Source organism: Microbacterium sp. Clip185, from assembly GCF_028743715.1.
GTDB lineage: Bacteria > Actinomycetota > Actinomycetes > Actinomycetales > Microbacteriaceae > Microbacterium.
In genome coordinates this window covers 1374774-1398457 of the sequence record NZ_CP117996.1, presented here as the reverse complement: position 1 = coordinate 1398457, position 23684 = coordinate 1374774, and the positions used below count along the sequence as shown (strand labels likewise).

24 protein-coding genes and 1 tRNA gene are annotated in these 23684 nt (G+C 68.5%); 8 read left to right on the top strand and 17 right to left on the bottom strand.

The window, feature by feature from the left end:
- Positions 1-73 precede the first annotated feature (73 nt).
- The 11 genes from PQV94_RS06710 to rplU all read right to left on the bottom strand — a co-directional run bounded on the left by PQV94_RS06710 (position 74) and on the right by rplU (position 9802).
- Complete coding sequence (locus PQV94_RS06710) at positions 74-2980, bottom strand: glycoside hydrolase family 3 protein (protein WP_274287989.1); 2907 nt, start codon at positions 2978-2980, stop codon at positions 74-76.
- 225 nt (positions 2981-3205) lie between these two features.
- A tRNA-Ala gene (locus PQV94_RS06705) sits at positions 3206-3278 on the bottom strand.
- A 67-nt stretch (positions 3279-3345) separates the two neighbouring features.
- Positions 3346-3723 (bottom strand): ribosome silencing factor, encoded by a 378-nt coding sequence (rsfS, locus tag PQV94_RS06700; RefSeq protein ID WP_137416807.1) that lies wholly within the window; start codon positions 3721-3723, stop codon positions 3346-3348.
- Entirely contained in the window at positions 3720-4676 is a 957-nt protein-coding gene (locus PQV94_RS06695; protein ID WP_274287988.1) for a hypothetical protein, read from the bottom strand. Before PQV94_RS06695 ends, rsfS begins: the two co-directional genes overlap by 4 nt.
- Positions 4673-5269, bottom strand: coding sequence for a nicotinate-nucleotide adenylyltransferase (gene nadD / locus PQV94_RS06690; RefSeq protein ID WP_234073027.1), 597 nt, complete (start codon positions 5267-5269; stop codon positions 4673-4675). The genes PQV94_RS06695 and nadD overlap by 4 nt, the downstream gene beginning before the upstream one ends.
- 11 nt (positions 5270-5280) lie before the next feature.
- Positions 5281-5505, bottom strand: coding sequence for a hypothetical protein (locus PQV94_RS06685; RefSeq protein WP_243228023.1), 225 nt, complete (start codon positions 5503-5505; stop codon positions 5281-5283).
- A 50-nt stretch (positions 5506-5555) separates the two neighbouring features.
- Complete coding sequence (locus PQV94_RS06680; protein ID WP_274287987.1) at positions 5556-6815, bottom strand: glutamate-5-semialdehyde dehydrogenase; 1260 nt, start codon at positions 6813-6815, stop codon at positions 5556-5558.
- A gap of 9 nt (positions 6816-6824) precedes the next feature.
- Positions 6825-7652: a glutamate 5-kinase gene (gene proB / locus PQV94_RS06675; protein WP_274287986.1), complete on the bottom strand. Its 828-nt coding sequence runs from the start codon at positions 7650-7652 to the stop codon at positions 6825-6827.
- Positions 7649-9139, bottom strand: a complete 1491-nt coding sequence (gene obgE, locus PQV94_RS06670; RefSeq protein WP_274287985.1) for a GTPase ObgE — start codon at positions 9137-9139, stop codon at positions 7649-7651. The genes proB and obgE overlap by 4 nt, the downstream gene beginning before the upstream one ends.
- 76 nt (positions 9140-9215) lie before the next feature.
- Positions 9216-9473 carry a 50S ribosomal protein L27 gene (gene rpmA, locus PQV94_RS06665; protein ID WP_137416800.1) on the bottom strand — a complete coding sequence of 86 codons (258 nt, stop codon included), beginning with the start codon at positions 9471-9473 and terminating at the stop codon, positions 9216-9218.
- Positions 9474-9493: 20 nt separating this feature from the next.
- On the bottom strand, positions 9494-9802 hold the full coding sequence (gene rplU / locus PQV94_RS06660) for a 50S ribosomal protein L21 (protein WP_137416799.1): 309 nt from the start codon (positions 9800-9802) through the stop codon (positions 9494-9496).
- A 232-nt stretch (positions 9803-10034) separates the two neighbouring features.
- Between rplU and PQV94_RS06655 the strand changes: the two genes are divergently transcribed.
- Entirely contained in the window at positions 10035-10307 is a 273-nt protein-coding gene (locus PQV94_RS06655; RefSeq protein WP_274287984.1) for a DUF4031 domain-containing protein, read from the top strand.
- A gap of 8 nt (positions 10308-10315) precedes the next feature.
- Here the strand turns inward: PQV94_RS06655 and PQV94_RS06650 are convergent, their stop codons facing one another.
- Positions 10316-12676 (bottom strand): Rne/Rng family ribonuclease, encoded by a 2361-nt coding sequence (locus PQV94_RS06650; protein ID WP_443192721.1) that lies wholly within the window; start codon positions 12674-12676, stop codon positions 10316-10318.
- A gap of 370 nt (positions 12677-13046) precedes the next feature.
- Here PQV94_RS06650 and PQV94_RS06645 point away from each other — a divergent pair, with 370 nt between their 5' ends.
- The 6 genes from PQV94_RS06645 (at position 13047) to PQV94_RS06620 (ending at position 16760) form a co-directional block, all read left to right on the top strand.
- Entirely contained in the window at positions 13047-13649 is a 603-nt protein-coding gene (locus PQV94_RS06645) for a vitamin K epoxide reductase family protein (protein ID WP_274287983.1), read from the top strand.
- A 71-nt stretch (positions 13650-13720) separates the two neighbouring features.
- Complete coding sequence (locus PQV94_RS06640; protein ID WP_274287982.1) at positions 13721-14119, top strand: YbaB/EbfC family nucleoid-associated protein; 399 nt, start codon at positions 13721-13723, stop codon at positions 14117-14119.
- A 4-nt stretch (positions 14120-14123) separates the two neighbouring features.
- Positions 14124-14423: a WXG100 family type VII secretion target gene (locus PQV94_RS06635; RefSeq protein ID WP_243228030.1), complete on the top strand. Its 300-nt coding sequence runs from the start codon at positions 14124-14126 to the stop codon at positions 14421-14423.
- Entirely contained in the window at positions 14420-14740 is a 321-nt protein-coding gene (locus PQV94_RS06630) for a hypothetical protein (RefSeq protein ID WP_274287981.1), read from the top strand. The genes PQV94_RS06635 and PQV94_RS06630 overlap by 4 nt, the downstream gene beginning before the upstream one ends.
- Positions 14737-16320 carry a hypothetical protein gene (locus PQV94_RS06625; protein ID WP_274287980.1) on the top strand — a complete coding sequence of 528 codons (1584 nt, stop codon included), beginning with the start codon at positions 14737-14739 and terminating at the stop codon, positions 16318-16320. The genes PQV94_RS06630 and PQV94_RS06625 overlap by 4 nt, the downstream gene beginning before the upstream one ends.
- Positions 16321-16322: 2 nt before the next feature.
- Positions 16323-16760 carry a hypothetical protein gene (locus PQV94_RS06620; protein WP_274287979.1) on the top strand — a complete coding sequence of 146 codons (438 nt, stop codon included), beginning with the start codon at positions 16323-16325 and terminating at the stop codon, positions 16758-16760.
- A 73-nt stretch (positions 16761-16833) separates the two neighbouring features.
- Here PQV94_RS06620 and ndk read toward each other — a convergent pair whose 3' ends face one another.
- From ndk to ileS, 4 genes are read right to left on the bottom strand one after another with little or no spacing between them, the layout of a single operon-like run.
- Positions 16834-17250, bottom strand: a complete 417-nt coding sequence (gene ndk / locus PQV94_RS06615) for a nucleoside-diphosphate kinase (protein ID WP_243228034.1) — start codon at positions 17248-17250, stop codon at positions 16834-16836.
- Between the two features lie 6 nt (positions 17251-17256).
- A complete protein-coding gene (locus tag PQV94_RS06610; RefSeq protein ID WP_274287978.1) occupies positions 17257-17664 on the bottom strand; it encodes a DUF4233 domain-containing protein in 408 nt (135 codons plus the stop codon).
- Complete coding sequence (locus tag PQV94_RS06605; protein WP_274287977.1) at positions 17661-19025, bottom strand: bifunctional folylpolyglutamate synthase/dihydrofolate synthase; 1365 nt, start codon at positions 19023-19025, stop codon at positions 17661-17663. The genes PQV94_RS06610 and PQV94_RS06605 overlap by 4 nt, the downstream gene beginning before the upstream one ends.
- Positions 19022-22408 carry an isoleucine--tRNA ligase gene (gene ileS, locus PQV94_RS06600; protein WP_274287976.1) on the bottom strand — a complete coding sequence of 1129 codons (3387 nt, stop codon included), beginning with the start codon at positions 22406-22408 and terminating at the stop codon, positions 19022-19024. Before ileS ends, PQV94_RS06605 begins: the two co-directional genes overlap by 4 nt.
- A gap of 239 nt (positions 22409-22647) precedes the next feature.
- Here ileS and PQV94_RS06595 point away from each other — a divergent pair, with 239 nt between their 5' ends.
- Positions 22648-23172: a GNAT family N-acetyltransferase gene (locus PQV94_RS06595; protein WP_274287975.1), complete on the top strand. Its 525-nt coding sequence runs from the start codon at positions 22648-22650 to the stop codon at positions 23170-23172.
- Here PQV94_RS06595 and PQV94_RS06590 read toward each other — a convergent pair.
- A complete protein-coding gene (locus PQV94_RS06590) occupies positions 23169-23630 on the bottom strand; it encodes a MarR family winged helix-turn-helix transcriptional regulator (RefSeq protein WP_274287974.1) in 462 nt (153 codons plus the stop codon). The genes PQV94_RS06595 and PQV94_RS06590 overlap by 4 nt on opposite strands.
- Between the last annotated feature and the right edge of the window lie 54 nt (positions 23631-23684).

Genomic DNA, 23684 nt, shown 5'->3' with positions numbered 1-23684 from the left:
ATCGCGCGTCGAGCGCGGAAGGACAATCGCCGTTCGGGGCCGGACGCGGCGGCCCGGCCCCGAACGTGCCGTGTCAGGACGAAGCGAGCTCGTCGTTGACCGTCACCGGGCGATTGCGGTGACGGCGGACGCGGACGATGATCCACACCACTCCCGCGGCCACCAGCAGTGCCAGCACGACGGTGCCGACCGTGATCCAGATCTCCCACGCTGCGGGCTGGTACGTCAGCGTCGCTCCCGGAGCCATCCCGTTCACCGCGTTGGAATTCGCAACGGTGTACAGCAGGTTGTGGGCGGCATAGCGGATGTTGGACTGTGCGAAGGCACTCTCGGTGTCTTCGACCGTCTTCATCCCTGCGAAGGTCAGCATGTGGTCGGTGCCGCGAGCGGCCCACGCCTCATCGACATACATGTAGGGATAGAGGTTGAAGTCGGTGATCACAAAGCCCGTGAAGCCCCACTCGCCGCGCAGCACGTCGTGCATGAGCGCCGCGGAGCCACCGGCCCACGTGCCGCCGATGCGGTTGAACGAGCTCATCATGGCGGTGGCACCGATCTCGGCGGTCTGCTTCGTGCCGTCGGCGTCGTAGTACGACAGCTCGCCGCTGGCGTTCTTGACGATCATCTCGAACGGCTTCAGATAGATCTCACGGATCGTCTGCTCGGTCGCCCACGTCGCGATGCCGTTGCCGTTGACGCGGTTCGTCTCCTGGTCGTTCATCGCGAAGTGCTTCGTGAACGAGTAGACGCCCTTCGTGAGCGCGCCGTCCACAGCAGCCGTGGCGAGAGCCCCGGACAGCACCGGGTCCTCGGAGTAGTACTCGAAGTTGCGGCCGGCGAACGGAGAGCGATGCAGGTTCGCGGCAGGTGCGTACCAGCCGTTGGCCCCCATCGCGAGCGCTTCGTTGCCGATCGCGACACCCATCGCGTTGGCGAGTTCGACGTTCCATGTCTGTCCGAGCAGGTACTCGGACGGGAAGGCCGTTCCGGTCCACAGATCGGGGTTGATGAACGAGCTGAACCCGGCAGGACCGTCGAGGTCGTTGGTTCGGATCTTGCCGATGTCCGGGAGACCGGCCGTGTTGTACGCACCCGAGGTGAGCATGTCGACGACCTCGTCCAGCGTGAGCTGGTCAAGCAGGGCGTCCCACTTCGGGTCGTCGTACGCGAGTCCGCGCATGTCGACGAGTGAGACGTTGCCATCTGCACCCCAGACGGGCGCCTCGGAGTCCGTGTCTGCCGCAGCGGCCGCGGCGGCATCGTACGGAGCGAAGTCGGCGATCGTCGCCTCACTCGCCTCGAAGTCGGCTCCTTCGGGCGTCTTCGGGAACGTCCCGGCGAAGTCCGCACGGGACAGCGCGGTCACCTTGCCCTCGGAGAAGGCCGCGGTGACATCCTCGAAGTGGTTGGTCGCCGCCGTCTCGTCGCTCGCGCGCCCCTCGGTGTAGGTGACCTTCTCGTCGACCGTGTACGTGATCGGAGCAGTGCCCGCGGCGATCGTGTGCGAGTCGTTCTGGACCTTGAACTCGTAGACGCCGGCGTCGAGCACGTATGCCCCGTCGCCGGTGCTGTCGTAGGACGCCATCTCCTCGACGGGAACGGTGAGGGTCACCGTCTCCGACGCGCCGGGCTCGAGCAGGCTCGTCTTCGCGAACGCTCCGAGCACGACGGAGGACTTCTCGACCCCGCCCGGCGTGTAGGGCGCCGTGTAGTAGAGCTGCACGACATCCTTGCCTGCGACCGCACCGGTGTTCGTGACGCTCACGTCGACGGAGATGTCGCCGTCCACATCGCCGAGGCGCTGTCCGGTGATCGCCTTGTCGAAGCTCGTGTAGCTGAGCCCGTAGCCGAACGGATAGACGACGGCCTGGTCGTAGTCGATGAAGCCTTCGACAGCCGCGGTCTCGTAATAGCGGTAGCCGACGTAGATGCCCTCTTCGTAGTCGACGAAGTAGGCGTCGTCGACGTTCGTGTAGGCGAAGTCGCCGAAGTTGACGAAGGTCGGATCAGCGGTGAAGTCGCGCGAGAACACGTCGACCGTGCGCCCCGAGGGGTTGATGTCGCCGCTCAGGATCGGTCCCAGCGCGTTGAATCCGTTGACGCCGGGAGAGCCTGCCAGGATGATGCCGTCGATCCCCTCGTCGTCCTGGAGAGGACCGAGCTCCATGGACGTCGATGCGTTCACGACGACGATGACGTTCTCGAACTGGCTCTTGGCGAGTTCGAGCAGGTCCTTCTCATCGGCGTTGAGCTCGAGCTGGTGCTGACCGGGCTCTGCGCGCTCGTCCCACTTCTCCATGTTGGTGGCGAGATCTCCGCCTTCGCCGCCGGCACGGCCGATGACGACGATCGCGGCGTCCGGGAACTCCGCGAAGCTGTCGCGCGAGGCCTGCGAGTAGTCGGCGACCGGCATCTCACCGATGTTGTAGTTCGACTCCTCGGGCTTGTCCATGACGATGTTCGTCCGGCCGCCATCCGCCGCCGGGTTCGCCTCGGCGAACGCCGCGAGCTGGTCGTAGACCGTCCCGTTGACGGTGAAGCCGCCGTTCTCGATGCCGGCCTTGATGTTCACAGCGGTGCGGGTGTCCGCCGTTCCGGAACCGGAGCCACCGTAGACGGGGTCGGCTGCGCCGCGGCCCAGCAGTGTGACGGCGCCGGCCGCCAACGGCAGAGTCCCGTTGTTCTTGACGAGGGTCATGCCCTCGCCCGCGATCTCCTCCACGAGTTCGGACGACGCGCTTTTGGCCTCTTCGTTCGTCGCGTAGTCGGCGGTGTAGTACTCGGTGTCGAGCTTGTCGCCGTCCGCCGTGTTGCTGATCGCGTAGCTTCCCGCGCCCATGTACGACTCGATGGCTCCTCGATACATCCCGATCGCGATGTTCGCGCCGATGGCGATGATTGCCACCACGGCGACGATCGGGATCCAGATCGCGAGGAACCTCTTGTTCGACATCGGCTTCCGAGCCGTCGTTGAACTCACTGTGTTCTCCTCTGTGTGCAGACCTCCGTCATCGGAGGACGGCCCGGGCGTCAGCGCACCGGTGCCGAGTCCTATTTCACGCGCTCGGCACGGCCCGCATCGGGCTCACGCACAACCTGTCGCTTTCGGCGCACGAACTGTGCGTTCCCGAGCCGGGACGCCGTCGATCAGCGCCGGGAAACGAACGAAGGCCCCCGCTTCGCGGAGGCCTTCGTTTCGTGAGGGTGGACCTGAGGGGACTCGAACCCCTGACCCCCTGCATGCCATGCAGGTGCGCTACCAGCTGCGCCACAGGCCCTCTGTCACCCTTCCGGGCAACTCATTCAGCTTACAACACGGATGAGTCGTGAGCGAAATCAGCCCGGTCACTCCGGGCGCGTCGGCACCGGCAGGTCGATGGGAACGGTCGGGCAGTCCTTCCAGAGGCGCTCGAGACCGTAGAAGACGCGCTCCTGCTCGTGGAAGACGTGCACGACGAGGTCGCCGAAGTCGAGCAGGATCCAGCGTGACTCCTCGCGACCCTCGCGGCGCAGACGTTTGACACCGTGCTCGAGCAGCTGCTCCTCGATCTCGTCGGCGATCGCGGCCACGTTGCGCTCGTTGCGCCCCGTCACGAGCAGGAAGATGTCGACGAGCGGGAGCGGCTCCGAGACGTCGAGGGCAACGAGGTCCTCGCCGCCCTTCGCGTCTGCGGCGCGTGCGGCGATCTGCAGCACCTCGACGGATGCGTCGGTCAACGTCATGAGAAAAGTCCTGTCGATACGGCGAACACCAGCACGCCGACCAGCGCGAGCGCGAGGGCTCCGGCGGTGATGGCGAGCACGAGCATGAGCCGACTGCCCTTCTCGGGCGCCGGCGGACGGATGATCTCGTCCGCGCTCTTGATGGTGCTGATCGCGGCGCTGGCCGCGATGGGGGTGGGAGAGGATGCGGGCGGCAGCTCGCCGTCCACGAGAACGGCGTCGGCTTCCTTGCCATCGGTGGTCCCGGGCGCATGACCGCGCGATCCGAGGCCTTCGGGCAAGGCGAAGGTGCCCGTGATCAGCACCTCGCCGGTCGCCGCGATCGGCGACGTGAACGCATCCGCCGACGGCGTCTGCGAGAGGATGAGAGCGTTGGGCGTGGCGATACTGCCCGTCGACCCCTCGCGCGTGAGCAGGTGGTCGAACGACGGCGGGAGAGCGACCTCGGGAACACCGCTCTCGAGCAGCGCGGAGCCGAGCTGCGGCGACACCACGGGCGCGGGTTCGTCGGCGAGAGCCGCCTCGGCCGCGGCCAGCGGCGTCTCGTCCGCCGGGCGCTCGTCTGCGTTGGGGGTGAACAGCGCGGTCATCCCCCCGGTGTCCGTGCCCGACGAGTCCTGCTCGGCGGGCTTCACGGTCGGCGTCGCCGCATCTGCCGCGGTGTCTGGCGAGATCACGGGCACCGATGCCGTGCGGATGCGCTCCTGCTCGCGCGCCTGACGACGGGTGAGCGGCGAGACGCCCAGGTCGACGCTGGCGTCCGCGCGGGGCGCGGGCGGGACGACGGCAGGCGCGGCCGCGCGCGGAAGCGGCGCGGCAGGCTCCGGCTTCGGCTCGGGCGCGGTGGCGGGAGCGTCCTGCGGGTTCTGGATCGGAGTCGATCCGGTGTTGCGCAGGTCGCGCATCTGGCGCCGGGTCAGCGGCGGAGTGCTGGGCTGGTCAGGGTTGCTCATGCCTTACTCCGGTAGAGGTGGTGCTTCGCAATGTACTGGACGACTCCATCCGGAACGAGGTACCACACCGGTTGTCCGTTGTGCACGCGGTTCCGACAGTCCGTCGAAGAGATGGCCAGGGCCGGGATCTCGAGCAGACTCACGTTCTTGCTCGGCAGACCGGCCGCCGATAGCGGATGCCCGGGCCGGGAGACCGCCACGAAATGGGCGAGGTCCCACAGTTCATCATGGTCCCTCCAGCTGAGAATCTGCGCCACGGCATCGGCTCCCGTGATGAAGAAGAGCTCGGCATCGGGCCGCTGCGCCTGCAGGTCGCGGAGAGTGTCGATCGTATACGTCGGCCCCGAGCGGTCGATATCGACCCTGCTCACACTGAAGTCGGGGTTGGAGGCCGTGGCGATCACGGTCATCAAGTAGCGATGCTCGCTCTCGGTCACCTGCGACTTCTGCCACGGCTCGCCCGTGGGTACGAAGATGACCTCATCGAGATCGAAGGATGCCGCGACTTCGCTCGCCGCGACGAGGTGACCGTGATGAACCGGGTCGAAGGTGCCGCCCATCACCCCGATGCGCGGCGCTCGACCTGCGCTCATCTGCCCGAGAGTCAGTGGCCGTGTCCGCGCGGCTCGAGATCGGCCGCGTGCTTCTTGGCGTACGCCTCGGCCTTGTGCGCGTGACGGTTTGCGACGTTGCGGTACGACAGGGTCACGAGCGCGAGGGCCGTGAAGACGATGAGCGCGATGATCCCGTATCCGACGGTCTCCGCGGCGACGTTACCGTGGTGCTCGGCCTCCTCGGCGACAAGGGTGAGGAAGGGGGCGAGGCTCATCGGTTCTCCGATCGATCGGTGGGGCGCACGGGCGCTCCCAGCTTAGTCTGTCAGCCGCGTACCTGCCCGGAGCCGCGGACGACCCACTTGGAGCTCGTCAGCTCCCGCAGCCCCATGGGCCCTCGGGCGTGCAGCTTCTGGGTGGAGATGCCCACCTCGGCGCCGAAACCGAACTCGCCGCCGTCGGTGAAGCGTGTGGACGCGTTGGCCATGACGACCGCGGAGTCGACCTCCGCGAGGAACCGCTCGGCGCTGGTCTCATCGTCGGTGATGATCGACTCGGTGTGGTGTGTCGAGTAGCGCCGGATGTGATCGAGCGCCGCATCGAGGTCATCGACCACGCGCATCGCGATGTCGAGGCTGAGGTACTCCGTCTGCCAGTCGTGCTCCCCTGCGGGCACGACGTCGGACGCCAGTTGCGCAACCGTCTCGTCGCCGTGCACCGTCACGCCGGCCTGCTGCAGCGCGGCCACGACAGGACCGACGACACGCGGCGCAGCCGCGCGGTGCACGAGGACCGTCTCGGCTGCGTTGCAGACGCTGGGGCGCTGCGCCTTGGCGTTCACCACGATGGCTTCGGCCCGCTCGAGCGGTGCACTCTCGTCGAGGTACACGTGCACGACGCCCGCGCCGGTCTCAATGACCGGCACGGTGGATTCGGTGACGACGGTCTCGATCAGCTGCGCGCTGCCCCGGGGCACGAGCACGTCGACGATGCCGCGGGCGTGCATGAGCTCGGTGGCGCCGGCGCGCCCGAAGGCGTCGAGCGTCTGGATCGCCTCCGGATCGACGCCCTCCTCCGCCAGCGCGCCGCGCATCGCGTCCACGAGCGCCGCGTTGCTGAGCTCGGCGGCGGTCCCCCCGCGCAGCACGACGGCGTTGCCGGAGCGCAGCGCAAGCGCCGCGATGTCGACGGTCACATTGGGGCGCGCCTCGTAGATCGAGCCGACCACTCCGAAGGGCACGGAGATCTTCTGGAGGTTCAGCCCGTTCTCGAGCGTCTTCTCTTCGAGCACGCGTCCGACCGGGTCCGGCAGCAGCGCGACCTCGCGAACGGCCTGTGCGAGAGCGTGCACACGTCCGCTGTCGAGCGCCAGGCGGTCCAGCAGCGCGTCGGACAATCCCTGCGCGCGACCGCGATCGAGATCCTCGCCGTTGGCGGCGACGATCTCAGCCGTCGCAGCCTCCAGCGCGTCGGCGATGCGTTCGAGGAGGCTGCTCTTCTGTGTGTCCGAGAGCCGTGCGATCTCGCGCGAGGCGGTCTTCGCGAGCAGCATCCGCTCGCCTGCGGTGACGGTCGTCAGACTCATCCGCTCAGTTTAGCGACGCGTCAGGACCGGTCCGGTCAACGGATGCTCCACCGGATGCGGGTTCGGCGCGAACCACGTGCCCACCTCGCCGCCGCCGAGAGCGGACTCGACGAGGTCGATGCTCGTCACCAGGACAGCCACGCCCGCGCCGGCCGCGAGCCGCGCCGCCGAGACCTTCGTCGCCGCTCCCCCGGTGCCGACGCTGTTGACGACGACGGAGCCGAACTCGTATCCCGACAGGTCGTCTCCGTAGGGCACCTCGGCGATCGGACGGGCGCCGGGCTCGTCCGGTGGCCGGGTGTAGAGGCAGGCGATGTCGCTGAGGAGCACGAGCGCGTCGGCACTGATGAGCTGCGCAACCAGCGCCGCCAGCCGGTCGTTGTCCCCGAAGCGGATCTCGTGCGTGGCGACCGTGTCGTTCTCGTTGACGATCGGCAGGATGCGCAGTCCGAGAAGGCGCTCCATCGCCCGGCGCGCGTTGGAGCGGTGGGTCGGGTTCTCAAGATCGCCGGCCGTCAGCAGCACTTGCCCTGCCACGACCGCGAAGGGGCGCAGTGCCTCCTGGTAGCGGTAGACGAGGATGTTCTGACCCACCGCGGCAGCAGCCTGCTGCGTGGCGAGGTCGGAGGGACGGGCATCGAGAGCGAGGAACGGCATCCCCGTCGCGATCGCGCCGGACGAGACCAGCACGACCTCCGTGCCCCGGCCGTGTGCGGCGGCGAGAGCTTCCACGAGCGGCTGGATGTTCGCCGCGTTGTCACCGCTGATCGAGGACGAACCCACCTTGACGACGAGGCGCCGCACCGCGGGCAGGTCTGCCCGCGAGCTCACGCTCACTCTTCGCCCTCGCGGATGCGCTCCGCCTCCAGCTCGGCGCGTGCGGCGGCCTTGGCGTCCATGCGCTCGTGATAGCGCTCGCGACGCTGGTTGGTCGTCCGGCGCCCGTCGAGGTTGAAGCGCGGGTCGGTGCCGCGCGGAGCCGTCATGAGCTCGGCGGCCGACGACAGCGAGGGGTGCCAGTCGAACACGACGCTGTCGCCCTCACCGATGACGACGGTCGCGCCCGGCGTCGCACCGGCGCGGAACAGCTCGTCCTCTACCCCGAGCTTGTCGAGGCGGTCCGCGAGGAAGCCCACAGCCTCTTCGTTCTGGAAGTCGGTCTGCTGCACCCACCGCACCGGCTTCTCGCCGAGGACGCGGTAGACCGGGCCGTACGTGCCGCCCTCGACCCGCACCGAGAACTCCTTCTCGGAGCCCTTGGGTCGGATGATGATGCGCTCGGGTGCGGGCTCGGCGGCCACCTCGGCACGGTGCTTCTCGACGATCTCACCGAGGGCGAAGGTGAGCTCTCGCAGCCCCGCCCGGCTCACCGTCGAGATCTCGAACACGCGATAGCCGCGCTCCTCAAGATCGGGACGCACGAGATCGGCCAGGTCGCGCGCCTCCGGCACGTCGACCTTGTTCAGCGCGACGACCTGCGGACGCTCCAGGAGCGGAACCTGGCCCTCGGGCACCTCGTAGGCGGCGAGTTCGGCGAGGATGACGTCGAGATCGGACAACGGGTCGCGGCCGGGCTCCAGCGTGGCGCAGTCGAGCACATGAACAAGCGCGGTGCATCGTTCGACGTGACGCAGGAACTCGAGCCCGAGTCCGCGGCCGTCGCTGGCGCCCTCGATGAGTCCGGGCACGTCGGCGACCGTGAAGCGCACATCGCCGGCCTGCACGACGCCCAGGTTGGGATGCAGCGTGGTGAACGGATAGTCGGCGATCTTGGGTCGCGCCGCCGAGACCGCGGCGATGAGGCTCGACTTGCCCGCGGAGGGGTAGCCCACCAGTGCAACGTCGGCGACCGTCTTCAGCTCGAGACGGACATCGCCTTCCCAGCCGGGGGTACCCAGCAGCGCGAAGCCGGGAGCCTTGCGCTTGGTTGTGGCCAGCGCAGCGTTGCCGAGCCCCCCGCGTCCGCCGGGCGCCACGACGAAACGGATGCCGGGCTCGACCATGTCGGCCAGGACCGTGCCGTCCTCGTCCTTCACGACCGTACCGACGGGTACGGGCAGCTCGACGGGCTCGCCTGTCGCACCGGAGCGGTTGTCTCCCATTCCGAAGCCGCCGTTCTCGGCGGTGCGGTGCGGTGAGTGGTGATACGACAGGAGCGTGGTCACCTGCGGGTCGGCGACGAGAATGATGTCTCCTCCGTTGCCGCCGTTGCCGCCGTCGGGGCCTGCCAGCGGCTTGAACTTCTCACGGCGCACCGACACGCAGCCGTTGCCGCCCTTGCCCGCGCGCAGGTGAAGCGTCACTCGATCGACGAACGTGACCATGGGTGCGCCCTCCTGGATATGAAGCGAGGGGCGGGCCGAAGCCCGCCCCTCGCCGACGTCTGCGTGTGACGGCGGATTACTCCGCGGCGCCCACGATGTTGACGACCTTCCGGCCGCCCTTGGTACCGAACTGCACGGCGCCGGCCGACAGTGCGAACAGCGTGTCGTCGCCACCGCGGCCGACATTGGCGCCGGGGTGGAAGTGCGTGCCGCGCTGACGGACGATGATCTCGCCCGCGTTGACGACCTGGCCGCCGAAGCGCTTCACGCCGAGGCGCTGTGCGTTCGAGTCACGACCGTTACGAGTCGAGCTCGCGCCCTTTTTGTGTGCCATTTCTTCGCCTCTTCCTGGACTTACTTGATGCCGGTGACCTTGACGCGCGTGAGGTCCTGACGGTGACCCTGGCGCTTCTTGTAACCGGTCTTGTTCTTGAACTTCTGGATCACGATCTTCGGGCCGCGCTCTTCACCGAGGACCTCGGCGGTGACCGTCACCTTGGCGAGCTTCGCCGCGTCGGTCGTGACCGCGTCGCCGTCGACGAGCAGGACGGCCGGCAGCTCGAGGGTCTCGCCGATCTTCGCCTGCTGGCGGTCGAGAACGACGATCGTGCCGACCTCGACCTTTTCCTGCCGGCCGCCGGCGCGCACAACTGCGTAAACCACTTCACACCTGTTTCGTCTTGGGAGCGCTCGGCTCCGATTGTCTGGAGGGACTCCGCCAGGGGCGGAGAAGTCCGGTGATGCATCGACTCGCACATCGTCAAGCCGGGTGCCCAGCGATAGGGCGACGCACCAAAGGAAGAGTTTACCCGATCGAGGGCCGAGGTGGCAAAAGGAGCCGAAGCGCGTGTCGCGGGTCGCCCCCGGGCCTTCGGCAGCGGCCTACGATCATCGGATGGCGATTCTCATCGACGACCCGCGCTGGCCCGCTCACGGCCGTCTGTGGTCGCACCTGATCAGCGACAGTGACCTCGATGAGCTCCACGCCTTCGCCGCCGCCAACGGCATCCCCCGTCGCGGCTTCGATCTCGACCATTACGACGTCCCCGACGCCGAGCACGAGCGTCTCGTTTCGGCGGGGGCGCACGCCGTCGACGGTCACACGCTCGTTCGAGCGCTGATCGCGTCCGGACTGCGCGTCACCGCCCGCGAACGACGCGGACGGTGACGCCGTAATCACTCGCCGTCGGGAACGTGGACGACGGGTGTGCCGGTGAGAGCCGCTGTCGTCACGCGACGACGCCCCCGGCCCTGCCCCGGCGCCTTCGGCTCGGGGAGCGCGTCCAGGACGGAGTCGAGCAGCAGCTCCTTCTCTGACTTGGGCTTGGCGTCGTGGCGCGGCTTCTTGCGCTTCGCGCGAGGACGCTCCTCGACCTGCTCGACGACCTCGACAGAGGCGACCGACACCTCGACGTCGGAGACCATCGCCTCCTCGGAACCCGGATGGATCGTGGATGCGGCGATCTGAGCCAGCGCCGACTTCACCCCCGCGGTGATGACGTGCGCCTGTCCGGCCGGCGCCTGCGGCGGGGTGTTCTGCCGCGAGCGGCGGCCGTTGCCGTTGTTGTTTCCGCCGTTGCCGTTCCCGTTTCCGTTGCCTGCACCTCCGCGGTGCTTGACGACGGGATCGTGGTGGACGATGACGCCGCGTCCGGCGCAGACCTCGCACGCTTCACTGAAGGTCTCGAGCAGGCCGAGTCCCAGCTTCTTGCGCGTCATCTGCACGAGGCCGAGCGAGGTGACCTCGGCGACCTGGTGCTTCGTGCGGTCGCGGCTCAGGCACTCGATGAGTCGACGCAGGACGAGATCGCGGTTGGACTCGAGCACCATGTCGATGAAGTCGACGACGATGATGCCGCCGATGTCGCGCAGACGCAGCTGCCGAACGATCTCCTCCGCGGCCTCGAGGTTGTTCTTGGTGACGGTCTCCTCGAGGTTTCCGCCGGACCCGACGAACTTCCCGGTGTTGACGTCGACCACGGTCATCGCCTCGGTGCGGTCGATCACGAGCGAGCCGCCGGAGGGCAGCCAGACCTTGCGATCCAGCGCCTTCTCGATCTGCTCGGTGACGCGGAAGTCGTCGAACGGGTCTCCCCCGCCCTCGTAACGCTCGACGCGCTCCAGCAGGTCGGGCGCGACGGCCTCGAGGTAGCCCTCGATGGTGTGCTGCGCCTCCTCGCCCTGGATCAGCATCTTCGTGAAGTCCTCGTTGAAGACGTCGCGCACGATCTTCACGAGCAGGTCCGGCTCGGAGTGCAGCAGCGCCGGCGCCTGGACGGACTCGTTCTGGCGGCTGATGTGCTCCCACTGCGCGGTGAGCCGCTGCACATCGCGCGTCAGCTGCTCCTCGGTCGCCCCCTCGGCTGCGGTGCGCACGATGACGCCGGCGGACTCGGGAAGCACCTCCTTGAGGATTCGCTTGAGGCGTGCACGCTCGGTGTCGGGGAGCTTGCGGGAGATGCCGTTCATCGCGCCGCCGGGCACGTACACGAGGTACCGACCGGGCAGCGAGATCTGACTCGTCAGTCGCGCGCCCTTGTGCCCCACCGGATCCTTCGTGACCTGCACCAGCACCTTGTCGCCGCTCTTGAGCGCGAGCTCGATGCGTCGCGGCTGGTTGCCGGTCTCCACCGCATCCCAGTCGACCTCGCCGGAGTAGAGGACGGCGTTGCGGCCACGACCGATGTCGACGAAGGCCGCCTCCATGCTGGGCAGCACGTTCTGCACGCGACCGAGGTACACGTTGCCGATGAGCGACGCGTCCTGATTGCGCGCCACGTAGTGCTCGACGAGCACGTTGTCCTCGAGCACGGCGATCTGGATGCGGCCGTTCTTCGAGCGGACGACCATCACCCGGTCGACGGCCTCGCGGCGCGCGAGGAACTCCGCCTCCGTGACCACGGGCCGGCGGCGCCCGGCGTCACGGCCGTCGCGACGGCGCTGCTTCTTGGCCTCGAGCCTCGTCGAGCCCTTGATGCGCTGCGGCTCGGTGATGACCTCGACGGCCCGCTGACGCGGCGGGCGAGCGGACGGGCCGCTGTCGGCGTCGTCGCGCTCCGGGCCGCGCCGACGACCGCGGCGACGGCTCGACGACGACGGCGCGTCCTCGTCGTCCGGTTCCGGGAGGGCCGGCAGTGGCACGACCTCGGGGGCGTAGAAGTGCAGCTGGGTCGAGACAGCCGACACGAAGACCTCGGGCAGCAACCCGAGCGAGACCGCCGTGACGGGACCCGGCTTCTCCTCGGGCTCTGCAGCCTTGTCCTCGACGACCGTGGCCGGCTCTTCGATGGCGGCAGTCTGCGCGACGGATGCGGACGCCTCCACCGCAGGCTCCTGCTCGGAATCGGTGACAGCCTCAGCGGTCTGAGGCTCCGCGGGACTCTCCGGGGCCGACGGCGCCTCGTCTGCGGAACCGTCCGGCGTCTCGGCAGACTCGGCGTCTGCGGACTCTGCCACGGCGTCGCGCGTCGTCGCGTCCTCGGGCGCACCCGCATCCTCGCCGGATGCCGGGGCATCGCCGAGCGCGGACTCCTCGATCGAGCCAGAGGGCTCGTCCACGGGGAACGTCAGCTGCTCGTCACCCTGCTCATTGCGATCATCGGACTGGTTTGCGTCATCGGCCTTCACCGGCGTACTCCTCACCGGGGCGACACCGCGCGTCGCCCGGCAAAATCTCGTGCGGCGCCGCACCAGCGGTGCCGTCGGCTCATTCGGTCTGCAGCCGGCACACGGCACGGGCTGCGCGGGCGGTCATTGCCCGAAGTCTGCGTCGATGACCCGCACAGCGCGGCCGCGCAGGACATCAAGAGCCATTATCGCACTTCCGGCGCCGATTCGTGTCAGGCGAGGCCACGGCCCCGTCGCGGTCCTCAGCGCGCGCATGAGAAGGCGGTGTCATAATCCGAACATGTCCGACTCCCAGGCTCCCGCACGCCCGATCGCTCTGGCCGTCTGGCTCATCGTCGCCGGAGTCGTCGGTTGGATCGCAGCGTTCTCCCTCACGACAGAGCGTTTCCACCTCCTCGCCGACCCGAACGCCACGGCGTCCTGCGACTTCAGCGTCCTCGTGCAATGCACCGCCAACCTCCAGTCGTGGCAGGGAAGCGTGTTCGGATTCCCCAACCCGATCCTGGGGTTGGCGGGCTGGGTCGCTCCGATCGTGGTGGGCGCAGCAATCCTCGCGGGCGCGCGCTTCAACCGCTGGTTCTGGCTGGCGTTCTGGGCGGGCATGGCCTTCGCCTTCGCCTTCGTGTGCTGGCTGATCGGGCAGAGCATCTTCGCCCTCGGCACCCTCTGCCCGTGGTGCATGGTCACCTGGTCGGTGACGATCCCGTCGTTCTTCGCCGTGACGCTGCACGTGCTGCGCAACGGCGCTGTGCCGGTCAGTGACCGAGTTCGCCTGATCGCCGGCACCCTCGCCGCCTGGGTGCCGCTGATGGCCGTCATCGCGTTCGCGATCATCGCGGTGCTGGCAGAGACGCGGTTGCACGTGCTCGCGACGCTCTTCTGACCTTTCCACAGGCAGCCGCGGGCCTCTCCGCCCGCTCGCTAGGGTGATGGCGAGTCAGGGGAGGGAACTCGATGTCACTGGAAGCAGACAGCCTGGCCGCGCTCGAAGCGGCTCGGATGCGCGTCATCGCACAGACCGAACGGGCACGCACCGCAGCCCATGACGCGGCACGTATGGCAGACGATGTCCGTGAGGCGCGCGCGAGCATCAACTCGGTCGGACGCGAGGTCACGGTGACAGCCCGCGCGGGCGGTGCGATCGAACAGGTGGACATCGCCTCCGAGGCCTTCGACCTGGATGCGCGCACGCTCTCGCGTCTGGTCACCGACACCGTTCGCGAGGCGCAGCGCGCCGCAGCCGAGGTCGCTCTGGCCCGTATGGCGGACTCGCTCGGGCCCGACTCCCCCATCGTCGCTCAGACGCGCGAGCAGGTGCTGGCTCAGTTCGGCGCCGGCACCGATCTGCGGTGACGCGATGCTGGATCAGCTCACGGTGACCCCCGCACGCCTGGCAACAGCGGCCACGAACATCCAGGCAGCCGCAACGGCGATCGACGCCATCCTCGAGCAGCTCGACGACGACGCGAAGACCCTCCGCTCCCAGTGGTCCGGAGACGCCCAGATCGCCTTCGACGCTGCCCGTCTCCGCTTCTCGGACTCCCTGGAGAGCCGCACCGAAGCGGTCCGCAAGATCTGCGCCGCGCTGGACAACCTCGCTGATGCGTACTCCAACATCGATCTCGAGAGCGCACGTGCGCTGGGGGTGTCGGCATGACAGAGGCAGCCAACCAGCGCATCGTCCTCGACGGTGAAGTGCTCAACTCGCAGGTGAAGACGCTCCGCACCGCCGCGAGCACGTTCTCCACGGTCTCCGGCTCGGTGAACGCTCCGCTGTCCGCAGACGCATTCGGCCTACTGAGCCAGGGCATTCTCGTGCCCGCCGTGCAGGCGCTCGCCGGACGCTCCCGCGAGCTCCTCGACACCGCGCGAGAGCTGACCGAGCGTATGGCCGACGGAACGGAGGCCGCTTTGAAGGCGTTCTCGACGCTCGAGCAGAATGCCGTCGATGCGTTCAAGGGAGAGGACTCGTGAGCGGCGCCGCCGCGATCGCGAGCGAGATCCGCAGCGGAGGATGGGCGCAGGGTCTGCCCGCATCCGGTCCGGGCGGCGACGCGTGCGCGCAGATCCCCGGCTTCGCCGGTCTGCTGCTCAAGTACGTTCAGCCGCTGCGAGAGCTCTTCGATGAGCTGCTGGGCAACTCCGCCGAAGTCGCCGGCTTCGCGGCGACGTGGGAGGACGCGGCGGGCGACCTGGCTCAGCTCGCACCGCAGTTCACGAGTGCCCGAAACGCCCTGGCGGAGCTCGACGGACGCACCGTGCGAGCGCTCCGCGAGCGGTACGAGGATCTGTCCGTCATCGCGACGGATGCGGCGGAGTGGACATCCGCCACGGCGGGCGCGCTGCGACTCGCGGCGCGCATCGTCGATGCGACGCGCTCGTTCGTCTGCGATCTGCTGGTGCGCCTCTCGCGCTTCGCCGATGAGCTGTTCTCCTTCACCCTGAATCCGCTGGAGGCCGCGGACCGGATCAAGAACTTCGCCGAGGCCGCCTATGACCTCGTGCAAGCCGGAGGACGCCTCGCCAACGATCTGCTCGAAGCGCTCTTCGCGCTCGCCTCCCTGATCCAGCGCCTGCAGCCGCTGATCGACGAAGCGATGGCGGAGCTGAAGGAGATCGTCGCCCAGATGCTGCCGGTCGTCGGCGGTGTCATCGGCACCGTGGTCGGAATGACGGTGGGCAGCGCTCTCTTCGGCCCCCCGGGCATGTTCGCCGGTGCGCTCGGCGGGAACGCCGTCGGCTCGATCCTGGGCGGTGCCGGCCAGAACTTCCTGCAGAAGGATGCCGACGTCGAGGAACTCGACCCGGCGACGCTCGACGAGAAGCAGCGAGAGGCGTGGGAGCTCTCTCAGAAGGTCACCGATCTGAACTCCCTCTCAGACCTCGTCCGCGTCAACGGGACCACCGACACGATCGGCGGCGAAGGCGCCTCCGTCATCGACATCAAGAAGGTCCGTTCCGCGGACGGCACAGAGCACTGGGTCGTCTCGCTGCCGTCGACGCAGGACTGGCAGCTGCTCGGCGACAAGGGCGCTCTCAACGACCGTGACTCGAACGTCGCGCTCATGATGGACAACCCCGCATTCAAAGCGGTCTACGAACGGGCGGTGCTCGAGGCGATGCAGGACGCGGGCATCTCCCCCGGCGAGGACGTCGTGCTCACGGGCTTCAGCCAGGGCGGCATCATGGCGGCGAACCTCGCGTCGGACCCCACCTTCCCGTACAACACGGTGGGAGTGGTCACGAACGGCTCACCGATCGATTCGTTCACTGTGCCGCCGAACATCCCGGTTTACGCCTTCCAGCATGAGAACGACGCCGTGCCGAAGCTCGACCTTGACGTCGACAGCCCCACGCCGATGAACGTCAACCGGGTCATCCTCCCCCCGGTCGGCAACATCATCGACGCGCACAACAACCCCAACTACGTCGCCTCCATCGAGAAGTGGGAGCAGCAGTACCAAGCCGTCTACGGCACCCCTCCCCCGGGTCTCGACCTGATGACCGGTGAGGTGATCGAGCACTCGCTCTTCACCGCGGGCGAAGGACGCTGACGATGGCCGCACGACGATCTCTTCGCGCTGCGGTCGGCGCCGTGATGGCGGCAGTGGTGGCGATGATCACGGGCTGTGCACAACTGCCGTTCACCGACGGGTCGTTCGAGAAGAAGATCCCGGCCGCGATCGAGCAGGCCTCGTTCCCCGTGCAGAAGGCATGGGCCGACAAGGGCACCGACGGACTGACCACCTATCTTGCGGTGGGTGTGACGCTCGCTCAGGACGAGTTCACCGCAGAAGATCTCCGCGAGATGCTCAAGATCGTTGCGGCGAACAACACGATCAACGCCACCCAGTTCCGCATCTACGTCCGCGACCCCGACGACGACTCCATCGATCTCACGCCGCTGTTCACGCAACTCGGCGTGCAGAATCTGCTCGGCTACGGCGACACGATCAACGCGGAAGACCTCGAGCGGGTGACCTCGAGCGGATGAGCTCACGCTGACACTCGATCATGACGAAGCCCGCCTCTCGACCGAGGGGCGGGCTTCGTCATGAGAGTCAGGCTCAGCCGAACCAGATCCCGAGCTCGCGGGCGGCGGACTCGGGGCTGTCGCTGCCGTGCACCAGGTTCTGCTGCACCTTCAGACCCCAGTCGCGGCCGAAGTCGCCGCGGATGGTGCCCGGCGCGGCTGTGGTCGGGTCGGTGGTCCCCGCGAGGGAGCGGAAGCCCTCGATGACACGGTCGCCGGCGAGACGGATCGCCACCGACGGACCCGACATCATGAACTCGACGAGGGGCTCGTAGAACGGCTTGCCCTCGTGCTCGGCATAGTGCTGCTCGAGTCGTCCCCGGTCGGGCTCGACCAGGCGCAGGTCGACGAGCGCATAGCCCTTCGCCTCGATGCGGGCGAGGATGGCGCCGGTGAGGCCGCGGGCCACACCGTCCGGCTTGACGAGGACGAGGGTTTCTTCGATGGCCATGATGGGTCAGTCTCCGTTCGCAGTCGCGGATGCGGCGGCCAGACGCGCGTTGCGGCGGTCCAGCGATGCTCCCTTGATCGTCGCATACGCCCACATGCCACCGAAAATGAACGCAACGAGCAGGATGGCGGGCTCGAGGATCGCAGAGGCTGCCAGCAGCACCTGCAGCGCCCATCCCAGCACGATTCCCCACCGCCAGCGCACCACGCCGCTGGCGGCGATCATCACGACCGCGAAGACGGACCCCACCACGATCGCCCACCAGGGCTCCACACCGTCGGGGGTGGACTTCAGCCCGTAGATCACGAGCCACGCGAGGAAGACGACGATCGACTCGAACCCGAGCACGACCTGCGCGAGCGACTCCTGCGCGCCGCGCTGACGTCGCACCCGCGGCGGACGCTTATCGCTCACGCCGACCACCCGTCCTTCCACGCTTCGGCCTCCGCGAGGGCGAGCGCCTCTCCGGCCAGCACGACGGAGCCGGCGATGACCACGGCGCGTCGATCGGATGCGGCGGCCCACTCCCTGGCGGCCTCGGCCGCATCCGCGAGATCGGTGTGGACGGTCACGCGCAGACCCTGCTCCTCGACGAGGTCTGCGATCGTGTCGGCGTCGTTCGCGCGATCGGAGTCGGGTGCGGTGGCGAACACATGCGCGGCCACGGGGGCGAGCACCGCCACGATTCCTGCCGCGTCCTTGTCGCCCAGGACACCGAGGACGACGCCCCACTCGTCGAAGTCGAACGAGCCGCGCAGCGCCTCCACGAGGGCCGCGGCTCCGTGCGGGTTGTGCGCCGCATCGACGACGACCGTCGGATGCGCACCCACGAGCTGAAGGCGCCCGGGCGAGGTCGCCTGGCCGAGGCCGTCGGTCACGACATCCGGGGCGAGCGCCTGCGAACCCGCGCCGATGAGCGACTCGACGGCGGCGATCGCCAGGGCGGCGTTGCGGCCCTGGTGCTCTCCGTAGAGCGGCAGGTACAACTCCGCGTACTCGCCGGCCAGTCCCTGCACATCGAGCAGCTGGCCCCCGACGGCGAGACGGTAGGACCGCAACGCGAAGTCGGTGCCTTCGACCGCGATCGACGCCCCTCTGGCTGCGGCGGCCTCGCGCAGCACACGATCGACCTCCGGCTCCTGGGCGGCGGAGACGACCGCAGCGTCCTGCTTGATGATCCCCGCCTTCACGCGGGCGATCTTCTCGATCGTGTCTCCGAGTCGGTCAGCGTGGTCCATCCCGACCGGGGCGATGACCGCGACGTCGCCGTCGGCGGTGTTCGTCGAGTCCCACTCGCCGCCCATGCCGACCTCGATGACGGCCACATCGACCGGCGCATCCGAGAACGCCACGAACGCCAGCACGGTCAGCACCTCGAAGAAGGTGAGGCGGGCACCGCCCTCGGCGATCAGCTCCGCGTCGACCAGCTCGACGAACGGGAGGATCTCCTCCCATGCCTCGACGACGGCGGCATCCGCGATCGGCTCGCCGTCGACCATGATGCGCTCGGTGAAACGCTCGAGGTGCGGGCTCGTGAACAGCCCGGTGCGCAGTCCCATGGTGCGCAGAAGACTCTCGATCAGCCGGCTCGTGGAGGTCTTCCCGTTGGTTCCCGTCACATGGACGACTCGGTACGTGCGCTGCGGGTCGTCCAGCAGCTCGAGCACGCGGCGGGTGCGCTCGATGCGCGGCTGCACCCACTGCTCGCCCTGGCGTTCCAGGAGCGCCGCGTAGACCGCATCCGCGCGATTGCGCTCGTTCTCGGTTCCGCTCATCGTGCGACCTCCACTCGCGCCACGCCGACCGTGAACGCGCCCGCGTTCGCGTAGGCCCCCGCGGCGAACTCCCCCGTGTACTCGACATCGTCGCTGTCGACGCCTCGTCGCACGCGCTCGGCGCCCTCGGCCTGTGTCAGCAGCACCTGGAGCGCCAGTGTCTCCCCTGCGACGTCCGCCGCATCGAACGCCGATGCGACGGCGTCCGCGTCGGCACCGTCTGCGAAGGTGAGAACGAGCCGGATGCGGTCGCTGACCTCGAAGCCCGCTGCCTTACGCGTGTCCTGCACGGCGCGGATGACGTCGCGTGCCAGGCCTTCAGCCTCGAGGGCGGGGGTCGTGGCGGTCGCCAGCAGCACGAAGCCGCCGCCGGCGAGGACGGCCAGAGCCTCGCCGTCCGGACGCCCACTGGTCTCGAAGACGAGGTCGTACTCCGCGGGCTCGAGCGCGATGCCGCCCGCCGTCACGACACCGTCGCGCTCGGACCAGTCCCCTTCCTTCGCGGCACGGATGACCTGCTGCACGAGCTTTCCGAGGCGGGGACCCGCTGCGCGCGCGTTCACCGTGAGGCGGTGTGTGATGCCGTACTCCGTCGCGGTGTGCTCGCCGAGATCGACCAGTTCGATCGCCTTCACGTTGAGCTCGTCGCGCAGGATGTCGTCGAACTGCCCGAGGGCGCCGGCGTGGGGCACGACGACGGTCAGCAGCGGCAGCGGCAGCCGCACGCGCTTACCCTCGCGCTTGCGCAGGGCGTTCGCGACCGAGGAGACCTCGCGCACCGCATCCATCGCCTCGCGGATGTCGGCCGCGTCGGCGAAGGCGGATGCGTCAGGCCAGTCGGTCAGGTGCACGCTGCGGCCGCCGGTGAGCCCCTGCCAGACGCGTTCGGCGACCAACGGGATGAGCGGTGCCGCGACGCGCGTGAGCGTCTCGAGCACGGTGTAGAGCGTGTCGAAGGCCTCCGTCGAGCGGGCGTCGCCTGCGACACCGACCCAGAATCGGTCGCGCGAGCGACGGATGTACCAGTTCGTCAGCACTTCGGCGAAGTCGCGCAGGCGAGCGGCGGCCGTCGTGGAGTCGAGCACCTCGAGATCGGCGGCGACGTCACGCACCAGGTCGCCCGTGAGGGCGAGGATGTAGCGGTCGAGCACGTCGGTGGAATCCGTCCGCCACCTCGCCTCGTATCCCGACCCATCGGGTCCGCCGGCGGCGTTGGCATAGGTGGCGAAGAAGTACCACGTGTTCCACAGCGGCAGCAGGAACTCGCGAACACCCGCGCGGATACCTTCCTCGGTGACCACGAGGTTGCCGCCGCGCAGCACGGAACTCGACATGAGGAACCACCGCATGGCGTCGGAGCCGTCGCGATCGAACACCTCGCTGACGTCCGGGTAGTTGCGCAGCGACTTCGACATCTTCTGTCCGTCGCTTCCGAGCACGATGCCGTGGCAGGAGACGCCCGTGAAGGCCGGGCGATCGAAGAGCGCGCCCGAGAGCACGTGCATGACGTAGAACCAGCCGCGCGTCTGCCCGATGTACTCGACGATGAAGTCCGCCGGCGCGTGGGTGTCGAACCATTCGCGGTTCTCGAACGGGTAGTGCACCTGCGCGTAGGGCATCGAGCCAGAGTCGAACCAGACGTCGAACACGTCCTCGATCCGCCGCATAGTCGACGCTCCCGTGGGATCGTCGGGATTCGGCCGGGTCAGCTCGTCGATGTAGGGACGATGCAGGTCGACATTGCCCTCGGGATCGCGCGGCAGGCGCCCGAAGTCGCGCTCGATCTCCTCGAACGAGCCGTACACGTCGATGCGCGGGTAAGCGGGATCGTCGCTCTTCCACACCGGGATGGGCGAACCCCAGTAGCGGTTGCGGCTGATCGACCAGTCCCGCGCTCCCTCGACCCACTTGCCGAACTGTCCGTGCTTGACGTTCTCGGGGGCCCAGGTGATCTGCTCGTTGAGCTCGACCAGGCGCTCCTTGATGTCGGTGACCCGCACGAACCAGCTCGAGACGGCCTTGTAGATCAGGGGGTTACGGCAGCGCCAGCAGTGCGGGTAGGAGTGCTCGTAGCTGGCTTCGCGCAGCAGGCGCCCCTCCTGGCGCAGCAGACGGATGAGGGGCCTGTTGGCATCGAGCCACAGCTCGCCGGCGACGTCGGCGACCTGCGGCAGGAACCGACCGCCGTCGTCGAGACTGACGATCGTCGGCAGACCCGCCGCGTCCGCGAGCCGCTTGTCGTCCTCGCCGTACGCCGGCGCCTGGTGGACGATGCCGGTGCCGTCGGTGGTCGTGACGTAGTCGTCGACGAGGATCCGCCAGGCGTTACCGGTTCCCCACGTGTCGGCGTCGGCGTAGTAGTCGAACAGGCGGTCGTAGGAGACGCCCGCCAGCTCTGCGCCGGCGATCCGGCGCTCCACGGCGTCGCGCGCCGCATCCGCCGACTCGTAGCCGAGCTCCTTCGCGTGAGCGCCGACGAGGTCGGCGGCGAGCAGGTAGCGGTGCGCGCTGGTCTCCAGAGCGTCGTCGGGTGTTCCGTCGGGCGCCCGGTGGACATCGGCCGCGCCCGCGGGGCCGGCCGGCAGCACGGCGTACTCGATGGCGGGACCGACCGCGAGCGCGAGGTTCGTGGGAAGCGTCCACGGCGTGGTCGTCCAGGCGAGAGCCCGCACCCCGGTGAGCCCGAGCGCCTCCGCCTTCGCGCCCACGAGGGGGAACGTGACGGTGACAGAAGGGTCCTGTCGCATCTTGTAGACATCGTCGTCCATGCGCAGCTCGTGGCTCGACAGGGGCGTCTCGTCGCGCCAGCAGTACGGGAGCACCCGGTAGCCCTCGTACGCGAGCCCCTTGTCCCACAGACTCTTGAACGCCCACAGCACCGACTCCATGTAACCGGTGTCGAGGGTCTTGTACCCGCGCTCGAAGTCGACCCACCGCGCTTGGCGGGTGACGTAGTCCTCCCACTCGTGCGTGTAGGCCAGGACCGACTCGCGGGCCTTCGCGTTGAAGGTCGCGACGCCCATCCGCTCGATCTCGTCCTTCTCGGTGATTCCGAGCTGCTTCATCGCCTCGAGCTCCGCCGGAAGCCCGTGGGTGTCCCACCCGAAGACGCGATCGACCTTCTTGCCCCGCATCGTCTGGAAGCGCGGGAAGAGGTCCTTGGCGTAGCCCGTGAGCAGGTGGCCGTAGTGCGGCAGGCCGTTCGCGAACGGGGGCCCGTCGTAGAAGACCCATTCATCGGCGCCCTCACGCTGAGCGATGGATGCGCGGAAGGTGTCGTCGGCGGACCAGAAATCGAGCACCTCGCGCTCGATCTCGGGGAAGCGCGGGCTCGGCGTGACGTCGGCGGCGGGCCCGAAGGCCGAGGAACGGGGGTAGGTCATCGTCATCTCGCAGGGGTCGGAGAACTCTTCCTGCCGGGACGACCGAGGCCGCGGTACCACCCTGCTTGCCGGGCAACGACCCGACCACTTTCACTGCGGCGATGACGGGCCTGCCCCGCTCGGTTCTACTGGGCGCGAGCGCCGTTCTTCCGAGAGCTCCCCGGTGATGGCCGGATCTGTGCGTGTGCCTGCGATTCTAGCGCGCCGCGGGGCGGATTCGGGTCGGCGAGGATGGATGCGTGCACATCGCCACAGACCGCCTGATTCTGCGCCCGATGACCGAGGAAGATCTGCCCGCGCTGCGGGCGATCCTCGGGGACGAGATCACGATGACGGCCTACGAGGGCGCCTTCGACGAGGACGAGATCCGCGGGTGGCTCGCCGGGCAGTTGCGCCGCTATGCGGAAGACGGCTTCGGTCTCTGGGCGGTCACGCACGCCGGCGACATGATCGGCCAGGCCGGCATCACCCGGCAGCGGATCGAAGCCGACGAGGTGCACGAGGTGGGCTACCTCTTGCGCCGCGACCAGTGGCATCGGGGCTTCGCCGTGGAGGCCGCATCCGCCTGCCGCGACTGGGCGTTCGACGAGCTCGGAGTGGGCGCCGTCTGGGCGAAGGTGCGGAGCACGAACATCGCGTCCATGAACGTCGCCATCCGGCTCGGGATGCGGGTGCGGCGCTCCTTCACGACGCACTACCGCGGCGTGGACATGCCGCACCTCGGCTTCGCGATCGATCGCGCCGAGGCACGAGGCACCTTCTAGGCGGACGTCTCGGGCGCTGCCTGCAGAGAGCGCACCATGCTCGTCAGGGCGGCGAACGCGGCGGACTGCTCGGTGTCGGTCAGCCCCGACAGCATCCGAGCCTCGACCGAACGCACCGCCGTGCTCGCCTCGTCGAGGCGTCGCCGCCCCAACGGGGTCAGCCGCGTGGGAAGCGCCTTGCCGACGGCGGCATCGGCGGGGCGGACGACCTCGCCGTCGCGCTCGAGCGCCTGCAGCAGCACGTTCATCGACTGGCGTGTCACGAACGTGCCCCGGGCGAGGTCGGAGTTGGTCGAGCCGGGCCGCTGCGCGAGCAGTTCCAAGCATGAGTAGTGGGTGATCGTCATGCCGAGCGGCCGGAGCACATCCTCCATCGCGGCACGCAGCGCGCTCGCTGCCTGCTTGACGAGGTAGCCGAGCGACGTGTCGAGATGGATCTGCGCACCGGGTTGACTCATGTCAGTATTCTGACATAGATTGCGTGTCAGTTATCTGACATCAAGCGAGGAGCT